At 59.6% G+C, this 18,670-nt stretch carries 15 protein-coding genes; 2 read left to right on the top strand and 13 right to left on the bottom strand.

Annotation, left to right across the window (positions count from 1 at the left end):
- Nucleotides 1–2: 2 nt before the first annotated feature.
- From QD409_RS14255 to QD409_RS14230, 6 genes are all read right to left on the bottom strand, one after another.
- Nucleotides 3–854 carry an ABC transporter permease gene (locus QD409_RS14255; RefSeq protein WP_430762946.1) on the bottom strand — a complete coding sequence of 284 codons (852 nt, stop codon included), beginning with the start codon at nucleotides 852–854 and terminating at the stop codon, nucleotides 3–5.
- Complete coding sequence (locus QD409_RS14250) at nucleotides 851–1,801, bottom strand: ABC transporter permease (protein WP_092854585.1); 951 nt, start codon at nucleotides 1,799–1,801, stop codon at nucleotides 851–853. The genes QD409_RS14255 and QD409_RS14250 overlap by 4 nt, the downstream gene beginning before the upstream one ends.
- A gap of 93 nt (nucleotides 1,802–1,894) precedes the next feature.
- On the bottom strand, nucleotides 1,895–3,505 hold the full coding sequence (locus QD409_RS14245; RefSeq protein ID WP_092854587.1) for an ABC transporter substrate-binding protein: 1,611 nt from the start codon (nucleotides 3,503–3,505) through the stop codon (nucleotides 1,895–1,897).
- Nucleotides 3,506–3,574: 69 nt separating this feature from the next.
- Entirely contained in the window at nucleotides 3,575–4,297 is a 723-nt protein-coding gene (locus QD409_RS14240; protein ID WP_092854589.1) for an HAD-IA family hydrolase, read from the bottom strand.
- Nucleotides 4,298–4,532: 235 nt separating this feature from the next.
- A complete protein-coding gene (locus QD409_RS14235) occupies nucleotides 4,533–5,906 on the bottom strand; it encodes an aspartate aminotransferase family protein (protein WP_092854591.1) in 1,374 nt (457 codons plus the stop codon).
- A 13-nt stretch (nucleotides 5,907–5,919) separates the two neighbouring features.
- Nucleotides 5,920–6,759, bottom strand: a complete 840-nt coding sequence (locus QD409_RS14230) for a GNAT family N-acetyltransferase (RefSeq protein ID WP_092854593.1) — start codon at nucleotides 6,757–6,759, stop codon at nucleotides 5,920–5,922.
- A 320-nt stretch (nucleotides 6,760–7,079) separates the two neighbouring features.
- Between QD409_RS14230 and QD409_RS14225 the strand changes: the two genes are divergently transcribed.
- Both QD409_RS14225 and QD409_RS14220 read left to right on the top strand, forming a co-directional pair.
- On the top strand, nucleotides 7,080–7,748 hold the full coding sequence (locus QD409_RS14225; protein WP_092854595.1) for a haloacid dehalogenase type II: 669 nt from the start codon (nucleotides 7,080–7,082) through the stop codon (nucleotides 7,746–7,748).
- Nucleotides 7,749–7,763: 15 nt separating this feature from the next.
- Nucleotides 7,764–9,038, top strand: coding sequence for an NAD(P)/FAD-dependent oxidoreductase (locus QD409_RS14220; protein WP_092854597.1), 1,275 nt, complete (start codon nucleotides 7,764–7,766; stop codon nucleotides 9,036–9,038).
- Between the two features lie 68 nt (nucleotides 9,039–9,106).
- On the opposite strand, the gene QD409_RS14215 is transcribed toward QD409_RS14220, so the two are convergent.
- From QD409_RS14215 to QD409_RS14185, 7 genes are all read right to left on the bottom strand, one after another.
- Entirely contained in the window at nucleotides 9,107–10,564 is a 1,458-nt protein-coding gene (locus tag QD409_RS14215; protein WP_092854599.1) for an NAD-dependent succinate-semialdehyde dehydrogenase, read from the bottom strand.
- Between the two features lie 14 nt (nucleotides 10,565–10,578).
- Entirely contained in the window at nucleotides 10,579–11,622 is a 1,044-nt protein-coding gene (locus QD409_RS14210) for a tartrate dehydrogenase (RefSeq protein ID WP_092854601.1), read from the bottom strand.
- Between the two features lie 12 nt (nucleotides 11,623–11,634).
- On the bottom strand, nucleotides 11,635–13,098 hold the full coding sequence (locus QD409_RS14205) for an aldehyde dehydrogenase family protein (RefSeq protein ID WP_092854603.1): 1,464 nt from the start codon (nucleotides 13,096–13,098) through the stop codon (nucleotides 11,635–11,637).
- A gap of 93 nt (nucleotides 13,099–13,191) precedes the next feature.
- Nucleotides 13,192–14,094 (bottom strand): LysR family transcriptional regulator, encoded by a 903-nt coding sequence (locus tag QD409_RS14200; protein WP_430762945.1) that lies wholly within the window; start codon nucleotides 14,092–14,094, stop codon nucleotides 13,192–13,194.
- A 21-nt stretch (nucleotides 14,095–14,115) separates the two neighbouring features.
- Nucleotides 14,116–16,083: a hydantoinase B/oxoprolinase family protein gene (locus tag QD409_RS14195; protein WP_092854605.1), complete on the bottom strand. Its 1,968-nt coding sequence runs from the start codon at nucleotides 16,081–16,083 to the stop codon at nucleotides 14,116–14,118.
- A 2-nt stretch (nucleotides 16,084–16,085) separates the two neighbouring features.
- Nucleotides 16,086–18,128 carry a hydantoinase/oxoprolinase family protein gene (locus QD409_RS14190; protein ID WP_092854607.1) on the bottom strand — a complete coding sequence of 681 codons (2,043 nt, stop codon included), beginning with the start codon at nucleotides 18,126–18,128 and terminating at the stop codon, nucleotides 16,086–16,088.
- Between the two features lie 100 nt (nucleotides 18,129–18,228).
- Complete coding sequence (locus QD409_RS14185; RefSeq protein WP_092854621.1) at nucleotides 18,229–18,663, bottom strand: GNAT family N-acetyltransferase; 435 nt, start codon at nucleotides 18,661–18,663, stop codon at nucleotides 18,229–18,231.
- Between the last annotated feature and the right edge of the window lie 7 nt (nucleotides 18,664–18,670).

Here is an 18,670-nt window from a genome sequence, read left to right as displayed (position 1 = left end):
TGTCACGCGCTCCTGTCTCTGATCCTGCGCGGCAGGTTGTCGATCAGCAGGTTGACGCTGATGGTGAGGCTGGCGATGGCAAAGGAGGGTGCGATCACGGCAGGTGCTGCGAAGGGCAGTCCGCCGATATTTTCGCGAACCAGAGCGCCCCAGTCGGCATAGGGCGGCTGCAGGCCAAGGCCGAGGAAGGAAAGGCCTGATAGCAGGAGCACAACAAACACGAAGCGCAGCCCAAAGTCGGCCAGGACCGGTCGGATAATGTTCGGCAGGATTTCAGAGGAGATAATATAGCCGACCCGCTCACCGCGGGTGCGCGCAACTGTGATGAAATCCATCGTATTGATGTTGACGGCGAGCGCGCGGGCAAAGCGGTAAGCACCCGGCGTGTAGATGACGGCGAGGGTGATGATCAGCACCGGAATGGACGATCCGACGGCAGCAACGACCACGAGGCCAAAAAGCTTGCTCGGGATCGAGTTCAGGGCGTCGAGAAACCGGCTCAGGATTATGTCAAACCATCCGCCGATAACCGCAGCGATCATGCCGAGCGTCACGCCGCAAAAGCAGCAAAGTGCGACAGCTGCAAGCGAAATGCCCACGGTGTAGCGGGCACCCATCATCACGCGCGAAAGCATGTCGCGGCCGAGATAGTCCGAGCCGAGCCACAATTGATGGCTCATGGGGCCGAAATAGTCCGTATCGACGATTTCACCGACGGAATAGGGGATCATATAGGGTGCGAACAGGGCGACGATCGTCCAGCCGAGGATGATGGCAAAGGCAAAGACGCCAACAGGGCTGACGTTGTAGCCGAACATGGACGGAGCGTGGCGAAGCAGGCTTTTCGTGGTCATCGCAGCCTCGGATTTGACAGGATAGCAACGATGTCGGCAGCGGTGATCAGCAAGAGATAACCAAGGCAAAAAATCATCGCACAGCTTTGGATGAGTGGCAGGTCTCGGGTTGCGACGGCGTCGACCATCAGCTTGGCGACACCCGGGTAGTTGAAGATAGTCTCGACGATGATGACGCCGCCGACGAGGTAGGAGAGCGAAAGCGCGATCGCATTGACGATCGGACCAAGGGCGTTGGGCAATGCATGCATAAACACCATTCGGCCGCGCGAGGCGCCCTTGAGCAGGGCCATTTCCACATAGGGCGTCTTTAGCGTTTCGATCAAGGCCGCTCGGGTCATGCGGATCATCTGCGCCGAGATGACGAAGGTGAGCGTAATGACCGGCATGGCATAGATCTTCAGGAGGTCGAAGAATGTATGCGCTTCATTAATGGAGGAGAGTGCAGGCAGCCAGCGCAGATAGACGGCGAACACGAGCACGGCAAGCGTTGCAACCATGAACTCGGGCACCGATATGACGCCGATCGAAATGATCGTGACAATGCGATCGTAGTAGGAGCCACGGAGCATGGCTGAGGTAATGCCGAGTAGCAGTGCAAGTGGGACCGAAACGAGCGTCGTGATGGCGGCAAGCTCCAGCGTCGCCACCAGGCGACCACCGATCAGCTGCGCAACGGGCATGTTGTTGGCATAGGATGTTCCAAGGTCACCCTTCACCAGTCCCAAAAGCCAAGCCATGAACCGCAGAATCGCAGGCTCGTCGAGATGCATGGCCTTGCGCAGGCCTGCAACCGCCTCGGGCGTGGCCGCCTGACCGAGCAGAATGGAGGCGGTGTCTCCTGGCAGCATACTCGTTGCAAAAAAGACGGCGAACGACACGATCAGCAAGGTGATGATCGCGATGAAGAGCCGGTTTAGGACAAGAATGGAAACCTCGGATCTCAAACGAATACTCCTGCGGCGGTCTACGAAACGAATGGCGTTCGCGGGACGGAAGTCCCCGAGCGGCTTGTGCCGCCCGGGGAGGTTCCACAGCCGTCAGGCCTGGAGCCAGAGATACTCCGCCATTGCATAACCCATCATGCCACCGAGCGGGTTGGCTTCCAATCCGTTCACCTTGCTCGAAATGGCATCCACATTCGAGATGTAGGCAGGGATGATAGTACCTGCCTCTTCGGCAATCATCGTCTGCATTTCGCCATAGATTTGCTTGCGCTTGGCTTGATCCAGCAAGCCACGGGCCTCGACAAGCATCCTGTCGAATTTTTCGGATTTGTACTGGCTCTCGTTCCACGGAGCGTTCGAGGCGTAAAGCAGCGAAAACAGAATGTCGGGCGTCGGGCGCGGATTGATGTTACCGAAATGGATCGGCGCCTTCAGCCAGTAATTATCCCAATAGCCATCGGAGGGAACACGCTGGACATCGAGCTTCATGCCGATGTCGGCGCCGGCGGCTTGGATGATCATGGCCATGTCGATCGACGAGGTCGCTGCGTCGGACGCTATGACCGGAATAGACTGCCCGAGCACGCCCGCCTTCTGGAAGTGGAATTTCGCCTTGTCGGGGTCGAAGGTTTTCGGCTTCAGATCGTTGTTGTGATAGATGTTGGCCGGAGAAACGGGCTGATCATTGGCGACTTCGCCAAGGCCACGCAAGGCTGACTTGACGATCTGCTCGCGATTGACAAGTGACTTCATCCCGTCGACGAAATCTTTCTTGTTCCCCGGAGCCATGTCGAGGCGCATGTTGAGATTGGTATAATTGCCGCTCGTCGTCTTCGACAATGCAAAGCCCGACTGACCGTCGATGAGCTTCATGGCACGCGGATTGATCGCCGCAGCAAGATGAATGTCGCCGGAAAGCAAGGCATTCACGCGGGCATTGTCATCGCTGATCGCAAAGAACTCGAAGGAGTCGAGATAGGGTTGGCCAGACTTCCAGTAGTTCTTGTTCTTCACTACGATCGAGCGATTGCCGGGGTCGAAGGTCTCAAGAACGAAAGCTCCGGTCCCGTTGCCCTTCGAGAAGTCCGTCGTGCCGTTGGCAACGATCATGAAGTGATGTAGGGCCAGAATGGTCGGCAGGTCGGCATTCGGGTCGGCCAGGGTGATCTCGACCGTCGACTTGTCGACAGCCTTGAAGCCGGTCATCTGTGCTGCAATCTTGGCGACTTTCGAGCCGACCCCTGGATCGAGATGGCGTTTAAGGGAAAAGACCACGTCGTCGGCTGTCAGCGCCTTGCCGTCATGGAATGTCACGCCCTTGCGCAGCTTGACCGTCCAGGTCTTGGCATCCTTGCTCTCGATGCTCTCGGCAAGCTCCATTTGTGTCACGCCGGCCTTGTCGATGAAGGTCAGGCGATTGTAGAGCGAACAGCAGCGCACATAGTCGGTGGACAGCGACGCTTTTGCGGGGTCCAGTGTGTCAGCCGTCGAGGACGACCAGCCGGCCGCCTTGAAAGCTCCGCCTGAGACCGGCGTGGCCGCAACGGCCTGGGAAGCCCGGCCGAGAATAATGCCCGCCGATGATACCGCCACGCCTCCTGCCAGCATCAGCTTCAGGAGATCGCGCCGCGTTGCGCCGCGCCTGATGGCGTTCTCCACCATCGCATCGTCAGCAGCGGTCCAGTTTGCAATTTTGTCAGTCATCTCATTCCCCTTTTTCTGTTGATTGATTGATGGGATGCCCGTCTTGACCGCGAGCTTTCCCGGGTTGGGTCACTGTCTTTCGGTTGGCCTTTCCCTGACGGCGCAAGCGAAGGCCGCCATCGACTTAAAGTGGTAGTCGGGTTGAGTGAATGTGTCGGGTTCTATCGTCCCGCCATAACCGTTCTGGGCATGACGGCGCTCGATCCAGCAATTGGTCAGGCCAAGCTTTCGCGAAATACCGATATCGTGATACTGGCTTTGAGCAACATGAAGAATATCGTTCTTGCTCGCCCCTTCGCCGGCAACGAATTCGAATACCTGTTCGAAGAAGGCGGGATCCGGCTTTTCCGTGCCGGTATCGTCGGCGGTAAAGGTCGCAAAGAACGGCGAGCCCAGTTTCTTTTCGAAATGATCGAGCGCCCAGCGGCGGGCATTGGTCATCGCAACGAGGCGATGAGTCTTGGCAAGCTCGGCGAGTGCTGCCGCACTGTCGTCAAACGCTTTCCAGCTTGCCACGGAATCGCGCAGCCGCTGTGCGTATCGATCTTCCGGCGGCAGGCCAAGTGCGGGCGCGATGACCATATAGACCCGTGCGAGATCGTCCGGAAAGAGATCCGCATCTTCGCTGTAGCGCGCCTGGCGATAGAGCCTCAGCGCTTCCTCGCCATCGATGGCGATACCGCTCTCTGTCGCAATCTCGGCAAGGCAGGCCTTTATGCCACCCTCGAAGTCGATGAGCGTACCGACGACGTCGAAGGTAAGATACTTGAAATCTTGAAAGTCTCTGGCCAAGTCATGCTCTCCTTCATGATCTGCTCGCGGACAAATCGCTTGCAGCATAAAATTCTGGCCCAAGGGGCGGAATTCTTCCTGCCAAGGCCCGGAAAAGCCGGTTTCAGCCGTTCTGGGAGGCAGTTTGGCAGTTCCTGAGCGGCGGAGTCGCCGAATCAATGGTATGCTGCGGCACAAAATTTCGAATTTCCGGGTCTGTCCGACATTTCGCCGATGGAGAATGGCAATTATCACATCAACGCATGGCTTCTCGAACGTCCGGATCCTCCAGGGTCTGGTCGAGGGTCTTGCGAGTGCGCTCCAGGATGGCGTCGATGTCGTCGTCCGTGCAGCAAAGCGGCGGCGCATATCCAAGCACGCCTTGGGCGAATGCGCGGATGACAAGGCCGTTGTCCCAGGCCCGGTCGAAAATCCGGCGTGCCGGTGCGGCGTTACTTGGCAGTGGTGTCTTCTTGGCTTTGTCGACGACGAGTTCCACTGCGGCCAGCAGTCCCCGACCACGGACGTCGCCGACCAGTGGGTGATCACGCAGGCTTTCCAACCCCGCCATCAGACGCGTGCCTGCCTTGATGCCGTTTTGCAATAGACCGCCCTCATAGAGCTTCAGCACCTCGAGCCCGACCGCTGCACTGACGGGATGGGCAGAATAGGTGTAGCCATGGCCGACCGCTGCATTTCCGGCGCCGTCGGCGATGACATCATAGACGCGATCGGACATGAACACAGCGCCCATAGGCACATAGCCGGAGGTCAGGCCCTTGGCGGTAGTCATGAAATCCGGCACGATTTCGTCATGCGTGCAGGCAAATAGCGGTCCCGTCCGCCCAAAGCCCGTTATCACTTCGTCGGCGATGAAGAGAATGTCATATTGGCTGCAGAGATTGCGGATCGCCTTGATCCAGCCTTTCGGCGGCACGATCACACCGCCGGATCCCTGGATCGGCTCGGCATAAAATGCCGCCACTCGGTCCGCGCCAATAGCCTCGATCTTCGCTTTTAGATCGGCGACGGATGCGGCAATAATCGCATCCGCATCGGTACCAACTGGGTTTCGATATGGGTAAGGCGAGGGGATCTTATGCTGCCAATCGAAGGGGACGCCGAAGCCTGCATGAAATCCGGGCAACGCAGTGAGGCCGGCCCCGACGGTCGAGGAGCCGTGATAGCCTTGCTCGATCGAAATGAACTGGTCGCGCTCCGGCTTGCCCTTGGCATGCCAGTAGTAGCGTACAAAACGCACTGTGCTGTCGACCGCATCTGATCCACCGAGCGTGAAGAAGACATGATTGAGATCGCCAGGGGCGCGGTCGGCAAGCTCGGCAGCGAGACGAATGGCGACTTCGCAGCCGAGATCGAAATAGCCGGTCGCATAGGGCAGTTCGCGCATCTGGCGGGCGGCCGCCTCGACGATGCTCTCATGCCCATAGCCGGCATTGACGCACCAGAGCCCGGCAAATCCATCGACGAGCTGGTGACCGGATGCATCGGTGACGGTCGCGCCCTTTGCGGATCTCAATACCCGCACGCCCAGCTTTTCATGGCCGCGATAGGATGAAACCGGATGGATGAGATGTGCGCGGTCGAGTTCGATGAGAGAGTTGGCGAGCATAGTGATCTCCAGATTATCCGAGGGCCTGATTGGCCAATGCAAATATTCTTGCGTCTTGGCTGACCGCCACTCCGCCGGCCGGCCGCCGCATCGCGATCCCACCACCCACAAGGTTGAGGCCGATCTCAGCCAGCCAATCGCCCAGCCCCGAGCCGTCGTTCGTATCGACACGCAGGAAATCACTCGACCTGCGAAATGCGAGCGCTGTTATCAACGACTTCGCGTCCTCGGCACTCGGTGCGATCACAGGTCCGATCACATCGCCGCGGCCAAAGGCGCGAAGCGCGCCATAGGCTTCGATGCGGCCGTTCCGCCGAATGACAACCGCTTGTGCGACGTCCGCAAGGAAATCGATCAAAGCGCTGCGGTCGGCGCCAAAGGCTGCACGATCGAGCGCTTTGATTGCGGAAAAATCACCTGCAGTCGCAGTCTCGACTTCCCCGCCCTGAGCAAGGTGGACGAGGTGACCCTGATGTTGAAAAATCTCGCCTTCAACGACAAAGCCGAGCTTGCAATAAAGTGGCAGCCCCTCTGCCGTCGCAATGAGCCTCAGTGATCGATCGCCTGCAAGCGTGATGGCCTCATCCATGAGCTTGCGACCAAGGCCGCGGCCGCGCATCCCCTCATCCACGATCACCATGCTGATCGTCGCACAATCGCCTCCATAGGGGGTCATGAAAATGGTCCCCACGACACGGCCGGCCTCGTCGACCGCCGCTACGCCGTGGCTCAACCGCAAGACCAGATGCCAGTCTTCGGCGCGATGGGGCCAGTTGGCCTGGCGTGAAAGGGCGACCGCGCCGTCTATATGCTCTGATGTGAAGCTGACCAAATTTATGTCGTCGGTTCGCATGAGGTATCCTTTCCTTGCCTCAAGTCTCGGTGATCCTTGCGGGGGAGATCATCTGAAGGCGTGGTTCATCGTGATATCTTTCGCCGTAGCGGATGCGATTCGCCGCATCTTATGCTGTCGACAATCTTTCGGTCGCCCTCCAACGGTCCAAAAACAGCATCGCATTGCAAACCCGCTGCAACACTGTGCCAAAGGACGCCGTGCATACGAAACAATATGCTTTGAGGAGACGCCAATTCGATCATGTCCGTCGCAAGACTTGAGCCTATGATCGTTTCAGCAAAGAACGCAAATGCCCTTTAGATAGAGGACGAACGGACATGGCGCCTTTCCGGCCGAAATACATCACCTTTGACTGCTACGGCACGCTCACCAATTTCGAGATGGCCGAGGCAGCGCGCGACATCTATGGCTCTGAGCTCGATGAAGCGAAGATGCAGCAGTTCACCAGGAACTTTGCTGCTTATCGGCTGGACGAGATTCTCGGTGATTGGAAGCCCTACGCTGATGTGGTTCATAACGCCGTCGAACGAACCTGCCGCGCGAACGGCGTCAAGTTTCACCCAGAAGACGCCAAGACGATCTATGAGCGTGTACCCGGCTGGGGGCCGCATCCCGACGTGCCGGCCGGGCTTGCGAAGGTTGCCAGGGAGATACCTTTGGTGATCCTTTCCAACGCAATGAACAGCCAGATCATGTCGAATGTGGAGAAACTCGGCGCGCCCTTCCATGCCGTCTACACGGCAGAGCAAGCTAATGCCTACAAACCGCGCTTCAAGGCATTCGAATATATGTTCGACATGCTGGGTTGCGGGCCGGAGGATATTCTGCACTGCTCGTCGTCATTCCGCTATGACTTGATGTCGGCGCATGATCTCGGCATCAAGAACAAGGTCTGGGTCAATCGCGGCCATGAGCCCGCAAATCCCTATTATGGATATGTCGAGATAGCAGACATATCCGGCTTGCCCGGCGTCGTTGGGTTATAAGGGGAGGATCGCTCTATGAAACTCGTCTCTTATTGGCACGATACTGCGCCTGCCTTTGCCGGAGGCCGGCAAGGTCCGGTCGAAGGGCAATACGACGCTTGTGTCATAGGAGGCGGCTTCACCGGATTGTCCGCAGCGCGGCAATTGGCGAAGGCCGGTGCGAGCGTCGTCGTTCTTGAAGCTGAGCGCGTCGGCTGGGGCGCTTCGGGCCGCAATGGTGGTCATCTGAACAACGGTCTCGCCCACAGCTATCCCGCCGCCAAGGCTGAACTCGGCAAGGAGAGGGCGATTGCGCTCTATAAGGCGATTGATGCTTCCATCGATACGATCGAGACGCTCGTTGCCGAGGAAGGGATCGATTGCAATTTTCGCCGGGCCGGAAAGCTGAAGCTGGCATCGAAGCCGCAACATTTCGGGCCGATCGCCCGCAATTTCGAAGCTGTTCATGCCGAGGTCGATCCGGATACGGCGCTGCTTACGCCAAACGATCTCAAACAAGAGATCGGCTCACCCTTCCATGGAGCGATGCTCTTCAAGAAAAGTGCGATGATGCATATGGGCCGCTATGCCGTCGGTCTTGCGGATGCTGCGGTCCGCCATGGGGCAGTGATCTATGAAGCGGCGCCGGTGACGAACAAGATCCAGGACAACGGCCGGCATCGGTTGATGACGCCACGTGGCGAGATCACCGCCGACAATGTACTGGTGGCGACTGGCGCCTACACGACCCCGAATTTCGGCTACTTCCGTCGGCGGATCATCTCCGTCGGCAGCTTCCTGATCGCGACCCGGCCGCTGACAGCGGATGAGGTGGCTGCAGTCATGCCGGGAAACCGCACCTGCGTCACCTCGATGAATATCGGCAACTACTTCCGCCTGTCGCCCGACAATCGGCTGCTGTTTGGCGGTCGGGCGCGATTTTCCGCTGCGTCCGATCATCGCTCAGATGCCAAGAGCGGTGCAATCTTGACGGCGGGCCTGGCTGAAATCTTCCCCCAGCTCTCTGGCATCGACGTTGATTATTGCTGGGGCGGTCTCGTCGACATGACCAAGGATCGCTATCCGCGCGCTGGTTATCACGATGGAGCCTGGTATGCGATGGGCTATTCTGGCCACGGTGCGCAGCTGTCGACGCATCTCGGCATGATCATGGCTGATGCCATGCTTGGCCGCGAAGATCGCAATCCCATGAAGGACGTCGATTGGCCCGCAGTGCCCGGCCATTTCGGCAAGCCGTGGTTCCTGCCGCTCGTGGGCCTTTATTACAAGATGAAGGACAGGTTCCAGTAACGACAGCTATCAACTTTACAGCGGGCCGATCAAGAACCGATTGGCCCGCTGTTGCTTTGGCTGCCGACCTAGCTAAGTCCGCCAATGTGAAAGCTCTTCATTTCGAGATATTCCTCGATGCCGGCCTGTGCGCCCTCGCGGCCGATGCCCGATTGCTTGATGCCGCCGAAAGGTGCGACTTCCATCGAAACGGATCCGGTATTGAGCCCGACCATGCCGAATTCCAGAACTTCGCCTACGCGCCAGGCGCGCTTCAGATTATCGGTATAGAAATAGGACGCCAATCCAAAGGGCGTGCCGTTGGCGATCGCGATGGCCTCCTCTTCGGTCTCGAAGCGGAAGAGCGGCGCCACCGGCCCGAAGGTCTCTTCGCTGGCAAGCTCCATGTCCGTCGTCGCCCCGGTCAAGATGGTTGGAGCGGTATATTGCCCGCCATCGGGTAGCTGTCGAGCGGCAGTTATGATCGTTGCGCCTTTCGCCAAGGCGTCGCGGACATGCCGGTCGATCTTCTCGATTGCCGCCTGGTTTATCATCGGGCCAATCGACACGCCGGCTTCGGTGCCCGGGCCGACCTTCATGGCATCGACCTTCGCCTTCAGCTTTGCCGCGAAGGCATCGTAAACGCTCGATTGAACCAGAAGCCGGTTGGCGCAGACGCAGGTCTGGCCGCCATTGCGGAACTTTGAGGCAAGCGCGCCATCGACGGCAAGGTCGAGGTCGGCGTCGTCGAAGACGATGAAGGGCGCGTTGCCGCCGAGCTCGAGGCTGAGCCGCTTGATGCTGTCGGCAGCGCCGCGCATCAACAGCGCACCCACTCGGGTCGAGCCGGTAAAGGAGATCTTGCGCACGGTTTCGTTGCGCATGATCTCATTGCCGATCTCGGTCGGCATGCCGGTGACGATATTGATGACGCCGGCCGGGATGCCGGCGCGCTCGGCCAGAACCCCGAGCGCCAAGGCAGAATAGGGAGTGAATTCCGAAGGCTTGATGACGACCGTGCAACCGGCGGCAAGGGCCGGCGCGACCTTGCGGGTGATCATCGCATTGGGAAAATTCCAGGGTGTGATGATGCCGCAGACACCAACCGGTTCCTTGAGCACGATGATACGGCGATCGGGTGTGGGAGCCGGTATCGTGTGACCGTTAATTCGGCGCGCCTCCTCGGCGAACCATTTTACGAAAGAGGCGCCGTAACGGATTTCACCACGAGCTTCGTCGAGCGGCTTGCCCTGTTCCGTTGTCAGAATGAGGGCAAGATCGTCGATGTTTTCAAGCATGAGATCGTGCCAGGCCTCGAGAAGGGCGGCACGCTCTGCATTGGTCTTGCGCTTCCAGCTTCGTTGCGCGCCCTCGGCCGCCGCGATTGCATTGCGCGTCTCAGCGGAGCCCATATCGGGCACCGTGGCGATCACAGCTTGTTTCGCCGGGTCGTGAACATCCACTGTCGCGCCTGACGCTGCCGCGACCCAGAGCCCGTCAATCAATCCCTTGTCACGGAAAAGCTGCTTGTCTTTCAAATCCAACATGATGTCCTCTGCAGTCAGGAGAGTGCGGCGATGATGCCGTTGGTGATGGTTTCTGTCCGATCCCTGCCCGGAAAGATGCCGATGCCACGCGCCGTTGCTGCCTCTATGGCCGCGATGATGCGCACGGCTACATCCTTTTCGCCTAGATGATCCAGCATCATTGCGCCGGACCAGATGGCGGCTATCGGATTGGCGATGCCGAGTGCGGCAATATCCGGGGCCGAGCCATGAACCGGCTCGAACATCGAGGGGGCGCTGCGCTGCGGATTGATATTGGCCGATGCCGCAAATCCGAGCCCACCCTGAATGGCGGCTCCAAGATCGGTCAGTATATCGCCGAACAGGTTGGAGGCGACGACGACATCCAGGCTTTCCGGCGCCATCACCATACGGGCTGCCATGGCGTCGATGTGATAGCTCGAAACCTCGACATCTGGATATTCGGCAGAGAGCTCAGCCGTGATCTCATCCCAGAATACCATGGAATATTTCTGGGCATTGGACTTCGTGACCGAGGCGAGCCTGCCGCGCCGGGCGCGCGCCTGTTCGAAGCCGAAGCGCAGGATCCGCTCGACACCGGTGCGGGTAAAGATCGATGTCTCCACCGCGACTTCATCGACTGTACCCTGATGGACGCGACCGCCGGCACCTGAATACTCGCCCTCGGTGTTTTCACGGATGCAGAGGATGTCGAATTTCTCCGCCCGCAGCGGTCCCTGTACCCCCGGCAGCAACCTGTGTGGCCGGATATTGGCATATTGCACGAAAGCCTTGCGGATCGGCAGCAACAGGCCGTGCAGGGAGACCGAATCCGGCACTTCGGCCGGCCAGCCGACGGCGCCGAGCAGGATGGCGTCGAACGCTCTCAGCGTCTCGATGCCGTCTTCAGGCATCATCCGCCCGGTTTCCTTGTAGAATGCGCATGACCAGGGGAATTCAGTGCCGTTCAATGCGAAGCCGCAGGTTCTGGCGGCGACTTGTAGGACTGACCAGGCAGCGTCTGTCACGTCCGCGCCGATGCCGTCGCCAGGGATCACGGCAATGGAATAGGTCTTCATGGCTTTAAATCCTCAAAGGCTGATGAGCACGCTCTTCGTCTTGCGGTTGGCAAGGTAGGCCTCTCGCCCCAAGTCCTTGCCGATACCGGAGCGCTTGTAGCCACCGGTCGGCAGGATGTGATCCCGCGAGCGGCTGTAGCGATTGACCCAGACCGTGCCTGCCTGGATCAGCCTGCTCAGGCGGATGGTCCGCGACAAGTCCGATGTAAACAGGCCCGCGGCAAGTCCGTAGGTCGGATGATCGGCAAGCCTCATCGCGTCCTCCTCGTCTACGAAGGTCTGCAGCGTTAAGACCGGCCCGAAAATTTCCTCAAGGATGGCCGGAGAAGACGGGTCGAGGTCGGTCAGAAGCGTCGGCTCGTAGAAGTAGCCCTGTCTATCGATGGGCTTGCCGCCGGCGACGCAGCGGCTGCCGGCGTCGATCGCAGCGCCGACGATCGCGTCGATCCGGTCGCGTTGACGCTCGGAGATGATCGGCGAATAGCGGGTCGCTTCATCCCAGGTCGGGCCGTGCCCGACATCGGCCATCCGCGCGACAAGCGCGTCGGTGAACTCTTCGGCCACGCTTGCCTCCACGATCACGCGCGTCGCGGCGACGCAAGCCTGGCCGGCATTGAAGAGAAGGCTGCCGACGATCGCATCGGCTGCCTTCGAGAGGTCGGCATCGCTGAAAACGATCTGTGGGCTCTTGCCACCGAGCTCCAGGGTCACCGGCTTGATGCCCGAGCGGGCGATATTCTCCATGATCGCCGATCCGGCACGCGTCGAGCCGGTGAAGCTGACCTTGGCGACATCGGGATGACCGGTCAGCGCAGTGCCGGTGGCGAGCCCATCTCCGAGGACGACGTTGAAGAGACCGGCCGGCAATCCCGCCCTTACGGCAAGTTCAGCCAGATAGACCGTCGAAAACGGTGTCATTTCGGACGGTTTGAGGACGACGGCATTGCCGGCTGCAAGCGCAGGGCCGAGTTTCCAGCCGGCCATCGAGACTGGGAAGTTCCAGGGCGTGATTGCACCGACGACGCCGTAGGGCTCGCTGAGGATCATGCCGAAGGTCTTGTCATCGGTAGGCACGACATCGCTGCCTTCCTTGTCGGCGAATTCGGCAAAGAAGCGGATCTGCTCAGCCGTGACCGCTATGTCACCTGCCACCAATTGATTGATCAGGCGGGTGGACGACAGAGCTTCGATCCGGGCCAAATTTTCCGCCTCAGCCTCGATCAGGTCAGCCCAGGCATGCAGCACTCGGACGCGTTCTCGCGGCCGCAGGCCGCTCCAGTTGCTGGCCTTCAATGCGGCCTTGGCAGATTCAACGGCCCGATCCACCATTTCCGGAGCGGCGATCGGGCAGTCAGCATAGGACTTGCCGTCGGAAGGCCTGTTCATGCCGATCTCACCAGAGGCCCTTACGAGCTCGCCGTCGATGAAATGGCCGATTGGCAATGGCAACGTATCAGGATCGAAACTCAAGCTCATGCTAAGCTCTCCCAGGGGAATTTACCGAAGCCTAGCGCGGCCCCGCGAGCAGCATGCGTCGTTGACGGTACGGTTGCCGACGATTCTTGCGTTTTAGCGGGAGCGGACAGTGATTTCTTTTGCGGATGCCAGCGCTTCGCGCAGGCAGCGGAGAAACGGCGGTGCGAAGCGCGCCTCAGGCCGGGATTGGTTGACTGAAACGCTAAGCTGCATGGTGACTTCGGGCAGGAAGCGCCGGGCAATAACATCATCGGCCCGCCAGATGGACAGGGTGTCCACGAGCGCCACGCCGAGCCCTCGGCGTACGAGAGGCAAGGCACCGATCGACGATGCGATCTGGATGGAAACGTCACGCTTCTCGCCCTCGGCTTCGAAAGCCCTGTCGAGCGCGGTGCCAATCTCGGCATGCGAGCCGTAGGAGATCAATCGTCGACCCGATAGATCCGCCGGCCGGACGAGTTCCAATGCCTGCAACGAATCGTCTGCGGTGCAGACGACGACGATCGGGATATCGCACAGGGTTTCGACGCGGACGGTAGGCGCCAGGATCGGGCTGAGTGTGATTGCAACGTCGATATCGCCGAGCAGCAGAGCGTCGGCGATTTCGCGCTTGGGCAGCGTGTGAAGATGGATCTTCACCTCACTTCTTTGATGTTGAAACAAGGCGAGTGCTTCCGGCAGCAGCGAATAGGCGATTGGCAGGCTAGAGCCTATCCTCAGCAAGCCGATACGGGCTGCGCCGACGTCTCGCGTGAGGGCCGAAAGCTTGTCGAATTGCCGAAAGGCACGATCCACATCGGCATAGATAAGCTGCGCTTCCATCGTTGCCACCAGCCGGCCGGCAATGCGGTCAAACAAGGCGTAGCCAAGCTCATCTTCAAGATGGGCGAGGAGCTTGCTGACCGCCGGCTGCGAGATGCCGAGCGAATTGGCGGCAGCCGTTATCGTTCCATCGCGCATGATGGCACGGAAGACTTCGAATTGGCGCAGATTCATCTTCATCCGGTCACACGGGTTTTAGAAAGCGTAGCGGATTCGCATCTGCGCAAACAGCCCCTCCATTTGTTCGGCGACGGGGCGCAGGTCGCCCCGCATGACCTCGACTTGCTCGAATGCGCGGTGTTTGAGGAAAAAGCGCCAGCCCACCGGAGCCTTTGCCAGGAACTCAGTGAGAAGATCATAGCGTTCGCGTGTCCACGTGGATTCAAAGGCTATGCGTTCTGCACCATAGGTGATGATGCCGGTCGGAGCTTGGGCGTTTCTCGTTCGGAGTTCGTTAGTCGCCTTCTCTTCGATCCGACCTTTGCGGATCACGACGCCGTAATCGAACTGCGCCCGCTCAATGCTGACGGCGCCTTTGCTTACGTCCGCGAGCACTTCTTCCAAGGGGCGGTCAAAGGGATCGCCATAGCCGCCAGCGCCGGGACCAATGATCCGAATGATGTCGCCGGGGCCGCAATGGACCACATCCGTATTTCCAAGCGAGAGGGCATCCGGACGGTCGGGATTGCGCACGAACAGCGAAATTGCGCCGGCCTTTGCTCCCACTACCCCCCAGGACGGCATGATCGAGCGGTTTCGGTTGCGCGCCGTCACCACTGTCTCGGGAGACGAAACCTCGAACTCCATGATGGCCGACAGTCCGCCGCGATGGCGGCCAGGGCCTCCTGTGTCTGGCTGGAGCCCATAGCGATGGAAGCGAATGGGAACCTCGGCCTCGCTGATTTCGATCGGGGTATTGCGCAAGAAGCCGGTGGCGCCCCCGGCGCCGTCGCCGCCGTCGCAAAAGGGCGTTCCGCCACCGCCGCCGCCGACCGGGCCGATGGAGGCCATGACGGGTCTGCCGTTTCGGCCGGTGGTTTTGATGTTCATGATGGCATTGCCACCCGGCGAGGCAGCCGGCATCAAGTCGGGAAGTGCCTGAGCGAAGGCACCGAGCGTGACGATCTGGGTCATGGCACATGTGAGCGAGCGCATGCCGACTGCGGCCGGCCGATTGCAGTTGACCACCGTGCCTTCCGGCAAGACCGCTTTCGTCGGGCGCAGTGTGCCGGCATTCAGAAGTAGGTTATTGTCCAGTGTATAAAGCACATAGGTGAGCCCGACCATGACAAGCGGATGGCGTTCGCGGCCACCGGTCGGCATGTTCAGCGAGGAGCCGAGCTGCGGATCGCTGCCGGTATAGTCGAGGATCACCTCGTCGCCGCGCACCTTGAGGGTGAGCGCAATCCGGCAGGGTTTGCCGCCGACGGAGTCCTCGTCGGCATAGTCGGCAAAGAAATAGTCACCGTCCGGCACACCAGCAATGATTTGCCTGGTCTGTGCCTCAGCAAGGTTGAGTATCTGCCCGACCCCTTCAATGAAAGTGTCGAAGCCGAAACGGCGTATGATGTCGTGCATCTTGCGTTCGCCGATATTGACGGAGGCGATCTGCGCGTGAAGATCGCCGAGGTTCTGTTCCGGCATGCGGACATTGGCGCCGATCAGCGCTAGCATTACCGGATTTACCGTTCCAGCTTCGACAAGCTTAACCGGCGGGATCCGCAATCCTTCCTGTTCGATTTCCGACAGCGACCGCGACAGGGAAGCCGGCACCGCGCCGCCGACATCCGTGTTGTGGATATGGCCGACGACAAAGCAAGCGATCTTGCCTTCGAAGAAGACCGGCTTCCAGATATGGATGTCGGGCGAGTGTGTTGCGACGAAGCCGCTATAGGGGTCGTTGGTGATGCAGATATCGTTCTCGGCATAGCTGTCGAATGCCTGTAGTAGCGGTGCATAATCGATGCCGGAATACCACGGTGCGCCGAATTGGCGCGGATTGGCAAATGCTAGCCCTTCTCGGGTCACCACCTGGCAAGAGAAGTCCTCCGTCTCTTTGACGAAGGCCGAATGGGCGGTGCGCATCAGCGTGAACGCCATGGCGTCGGCTGCGGCTGCGCAGAAGTTGGCGAGGACCTTGATGTTGCGTCTGTCTATCGTCACGATCAGGACTCCGACTTGGTGATGACGAGATTGCCGAAGCGATCGACCACAAGCTCAAAGCCGGGAGGAACGACTGTTGTCGTGTCGTCCTGCGCGATGATCGCCGGACCTGTCAGCTTGTCGCCGGCCCCGAAATCCTGGCGTTGATAGACGCCGGTCAGCCAGGAGCGACCATTAAACCAGCCTTCGACTTGTTTCAGAGGCAGAAGCGGGCGTCCGGTGGCGAGCATTTCCCGCAACACAGGCTTTTGCGTTTTGCCGACGATCACGAGGCGAAGGTTGACGAGTTGCACGGAGCCATCCGTGTCGGCATGGCCGTAAAGCCTCTCGTGCTCCCGGTGGAACGCCGCCGCAACGGTTCGTGCATCGCCGATGCGCAGCCAATCGGCTTCGATGTCAGTCTCGATCTCGAAGGACTGTCCCTCATACCGCATATCCGCCGTCAGTCGCATGATACCGGGACGATTGTATCCTTGTGCGGCGAGCCAAGTCCGAGCATTGGTTTCGAGTTCGTCGAGTACCGGTGCGAGTGCGGCGAGTTGGTCGTCGGTGACGCCGCAATACACGGTCCGGATGAAATCGTTCTTCAAGTCGGCGACGAGGCCTCCAAGTGCCGACACGACGCCGGGTGCAAGCGGCACGATGACACCCCTCATGTCGAGTTCCTTGGCCAGGAAACAGGCCAACATCGCGCCTGCACCGCCGAAGGCGAAGAGATGGAACTCGCGCGGATCGATGGCGTAGCGGGAAAGCAGAGCGCTGACTTCGGCATACATGCCGGAAACGGAAATATCGATGATGTTGCCAGCCAAAGTCTCGACATGTGTTTCGAGCTTACGCGCAATCGGCGCCAGCGCTTGCCTGGCAGCTGCATGATCCACCGTCACCGCGCCATAGCCGAGCGGCATGTGGCCGATGAGATTGGCTGCGGCCATTGCATCGGTAATCGTCGGGCTCTTACCGCCTCGGCCATAACAGGCAGGGCCGGGCGTCGAACCGGCACTTTGCGGGCCGACATGCAATGTCCCGAGCGTATCGAGCCACGCAAGGGAGCCGCCGCCCTGACCGACGGAACTGACAGAGACCGATGGGATATGAATCTGGAAATCGCCGATCAGTTCGCCGCTCCCATATTGTGCCTGTCCGTCGATGATGACGGCGACATCCGCGCTGGTGCCACCGATATCGAGGCTCAGGATGCGATCGAAACCGCTGGCATGAGCGAGGTAGCTCGCTCCGATAACGCCAGACGCAGTCCCTGAAAGGATCATTTGTACGCATTCCGCCCGTGCCTGATCGATGCTCATCAGGCCGCCATTGCTCTTGGTGGTGGTCAGAGGGCCGGTGACGCCCTTTCCGCGCAGGACGGCTTCGAACCTATCAAGATAATGCGAGACCCGCGGCTGCACATAGCCGCTAATGACGGCTGTGATGGTCCGTTCGTATTCGCGGATCACCGGCCAGGTCTCAGCCGAAGAGATGACGTTCAAATGTGGCGCGGTACGCTTGATCATTGCCTTCACGGTTTTTTCGTTGGCCGGATTGCGGTAGGCGTGCAGAAAGGCGAGCACAATGCCGTTGCAGCCCGCCGCGACGACCGCTTCAACGGCGCGCGCGACATCGGCTTCGTCGGGCGCACGCAAGACCTCCCCGGTCGCAAGCATCCGCTCTTTGATGCCAAAGACGCGCTCACGCGGCACGAGCGGCCGTGGCCGCGCCGAATATAGGTTGTGGATCTGAGGGATTTTTAGCCGGGCGACTTCCAGTACGTCCTCAAAGTTCTGCGTGGTGAACAGTGCGATGTCGTCACCATTGCGCTGGATGACCGTATTGATGCCGACCGTGGTGCCGTGGGTGAAATAGGCGATATCGGCCGGGTCCATGCCATCTCGGGCCTGAAGCCTGTCGAGGGCGAGGAGAATTTCCTCGCCGGGCGCGTCCGGTCGAGAAAAGACCTTGAGCGTGGATAGCGCATTCGTTGCTTCATCGAAGACGGCAAAGTCCGTGAACGAACCGCCGACATCTACGCCAACCCGATAGGTCATGCTTCCACTCCGTTGTTTGCGAGGGGAAGCTTCGCAAACCGGTACGAAGGGCACCACAGAAAACTCGAGGGGAATCCATAACCAGGAGTTATGGGTGATCTCAGAGCTTAGGCACCGTCATATAGTTGCCCGGCCGAGGTGCGGGCCGGTATCCAGCCTTTTCATAGACCGCATGCGCATCCTGCGTCGCCAGCATCCAGCTTTCCACGGTCGCAAGTTCAGGATGATTGCGTATTTCCTGGGCAAGCCATGACGCAAGCCCTTGACCGCGATGGTCGGGAAGGATGAAAACATCGCGGAGATAGGCGAATATCGCATAATCGGTGACGAGGCGGCCGAAACCCACCATCGCTCCGCCGGCAGCATACATGCCGATCACCAGTGAATGATCGAGCGCGCGCCGAAGCGTCGAGAGCTTCAGATCCTTTGCCCAATAGGAGTCGTTGGCGAGAAAGCCATGCACGATACCGATATCGATCAATGCAGGATCCGTACTCAAGATATAACCGTTCCGATGGGCGACGTGGATAGACATGCGGCCG

The organism is Rhizobium sp. BR 315 (assembly GCF_050577975.1).
Taxonomy (GTDB): Bacteria; Pseudomonadota; Alphaproteobacteria; order Rhizobiales; family Rhizobiaceae; genus Rhizobium; species Rhizobium miluonense.
The sequence above is the reverse complement of the archived record's forward strand: the minus strand, read 5'-3'. Positions and strand labels throughout refer to the sequence as shown.

Bases quoted from the DNA above. Each gene is read 5' to 3' on its own strand.
- QD409_RS14255 (WP_430762946.1), bottom strand. From the start codon at position 854: ATGACCACGAAAAGCCTGCTTCGCCACGCTCCGTCCATGTTCGGCTAC.
- QD409_RS14245 (WP_092854587.1), bottom strand. From the start codon at position 3,505: ATGACTGACAAAATTGCAAACTGGACCGCTGCTGACGATGCGATGGTG.
- QD409_RS14235 (WP_092854591.1), bottom strand. From the start codon at position 5,906: ATGCTCGCCAACTCTCTCATCGAACTCGACCGCGCACATCTCATCCAT.
- QD409_RS14230 (WP_092854593.1), bottom strand. From the start codon at position 6,759: ATGCGAACCGACGACATAAATTTGGTCAGCTTCACATCAGAGCATATA.
- QD409_RS14225 (WP_092854595.1), top strand. From the start codon at position 7,080: ATGGCGCCTTTCCGGCCGAAATACATCACCTTTGACTGCTACGGCACG.
- QD409_RS14220 (WP_092854597.1), top strand. From the start codon at position 7,764: ATGAAACTCGTCTCTTATTGGCACGATACTGCGCCTGCCTTTGCCGGA.
- QD409_RS14215 (WP_092854599.1), bottom strand. From the start codon at position 10,564: ATGTTGGATTTGAAAGACAAGCAGCTTTTCCGTGACAAGGGATTGATT.
- QD409_RS14210 (WP_092854601.1), bottom strand. From the start codon at position 11,622: ATGAAGACCTATTCCATTGCCGTGATCCCTGGCGACGGCATCGGCGCG.
- QD409_RS14205 (WP_092854603.1), bottom strand. From the start codon at position 13,098: ATGAGCTTGAGTTTCGATCCTGATACGTTGCCATTGCCAATCGGCCAT.
- QD409_RS14200 (WP_430762945.1), bottom strand. From the start codon at position 14,094: ATGAATCTGCGCCAATTCGAAGTCTTCCGTGCCATCATGCGCGATGGA.
- QD409_RS14190 (WP_092854607.1), bottom strand. From the start codon at position 18,128: ATGACCTATCGGGTTGGCGTAGATGTCGGCGGTTCGTTCACGGACTTT.
- QD409_RS14185 (WP_092854621.1), bottom strand. From the start codon at position 18,663: ATGTCTATCCACGTCGCCCATCGGAACGGTTATATCTTGAGTACGGAT.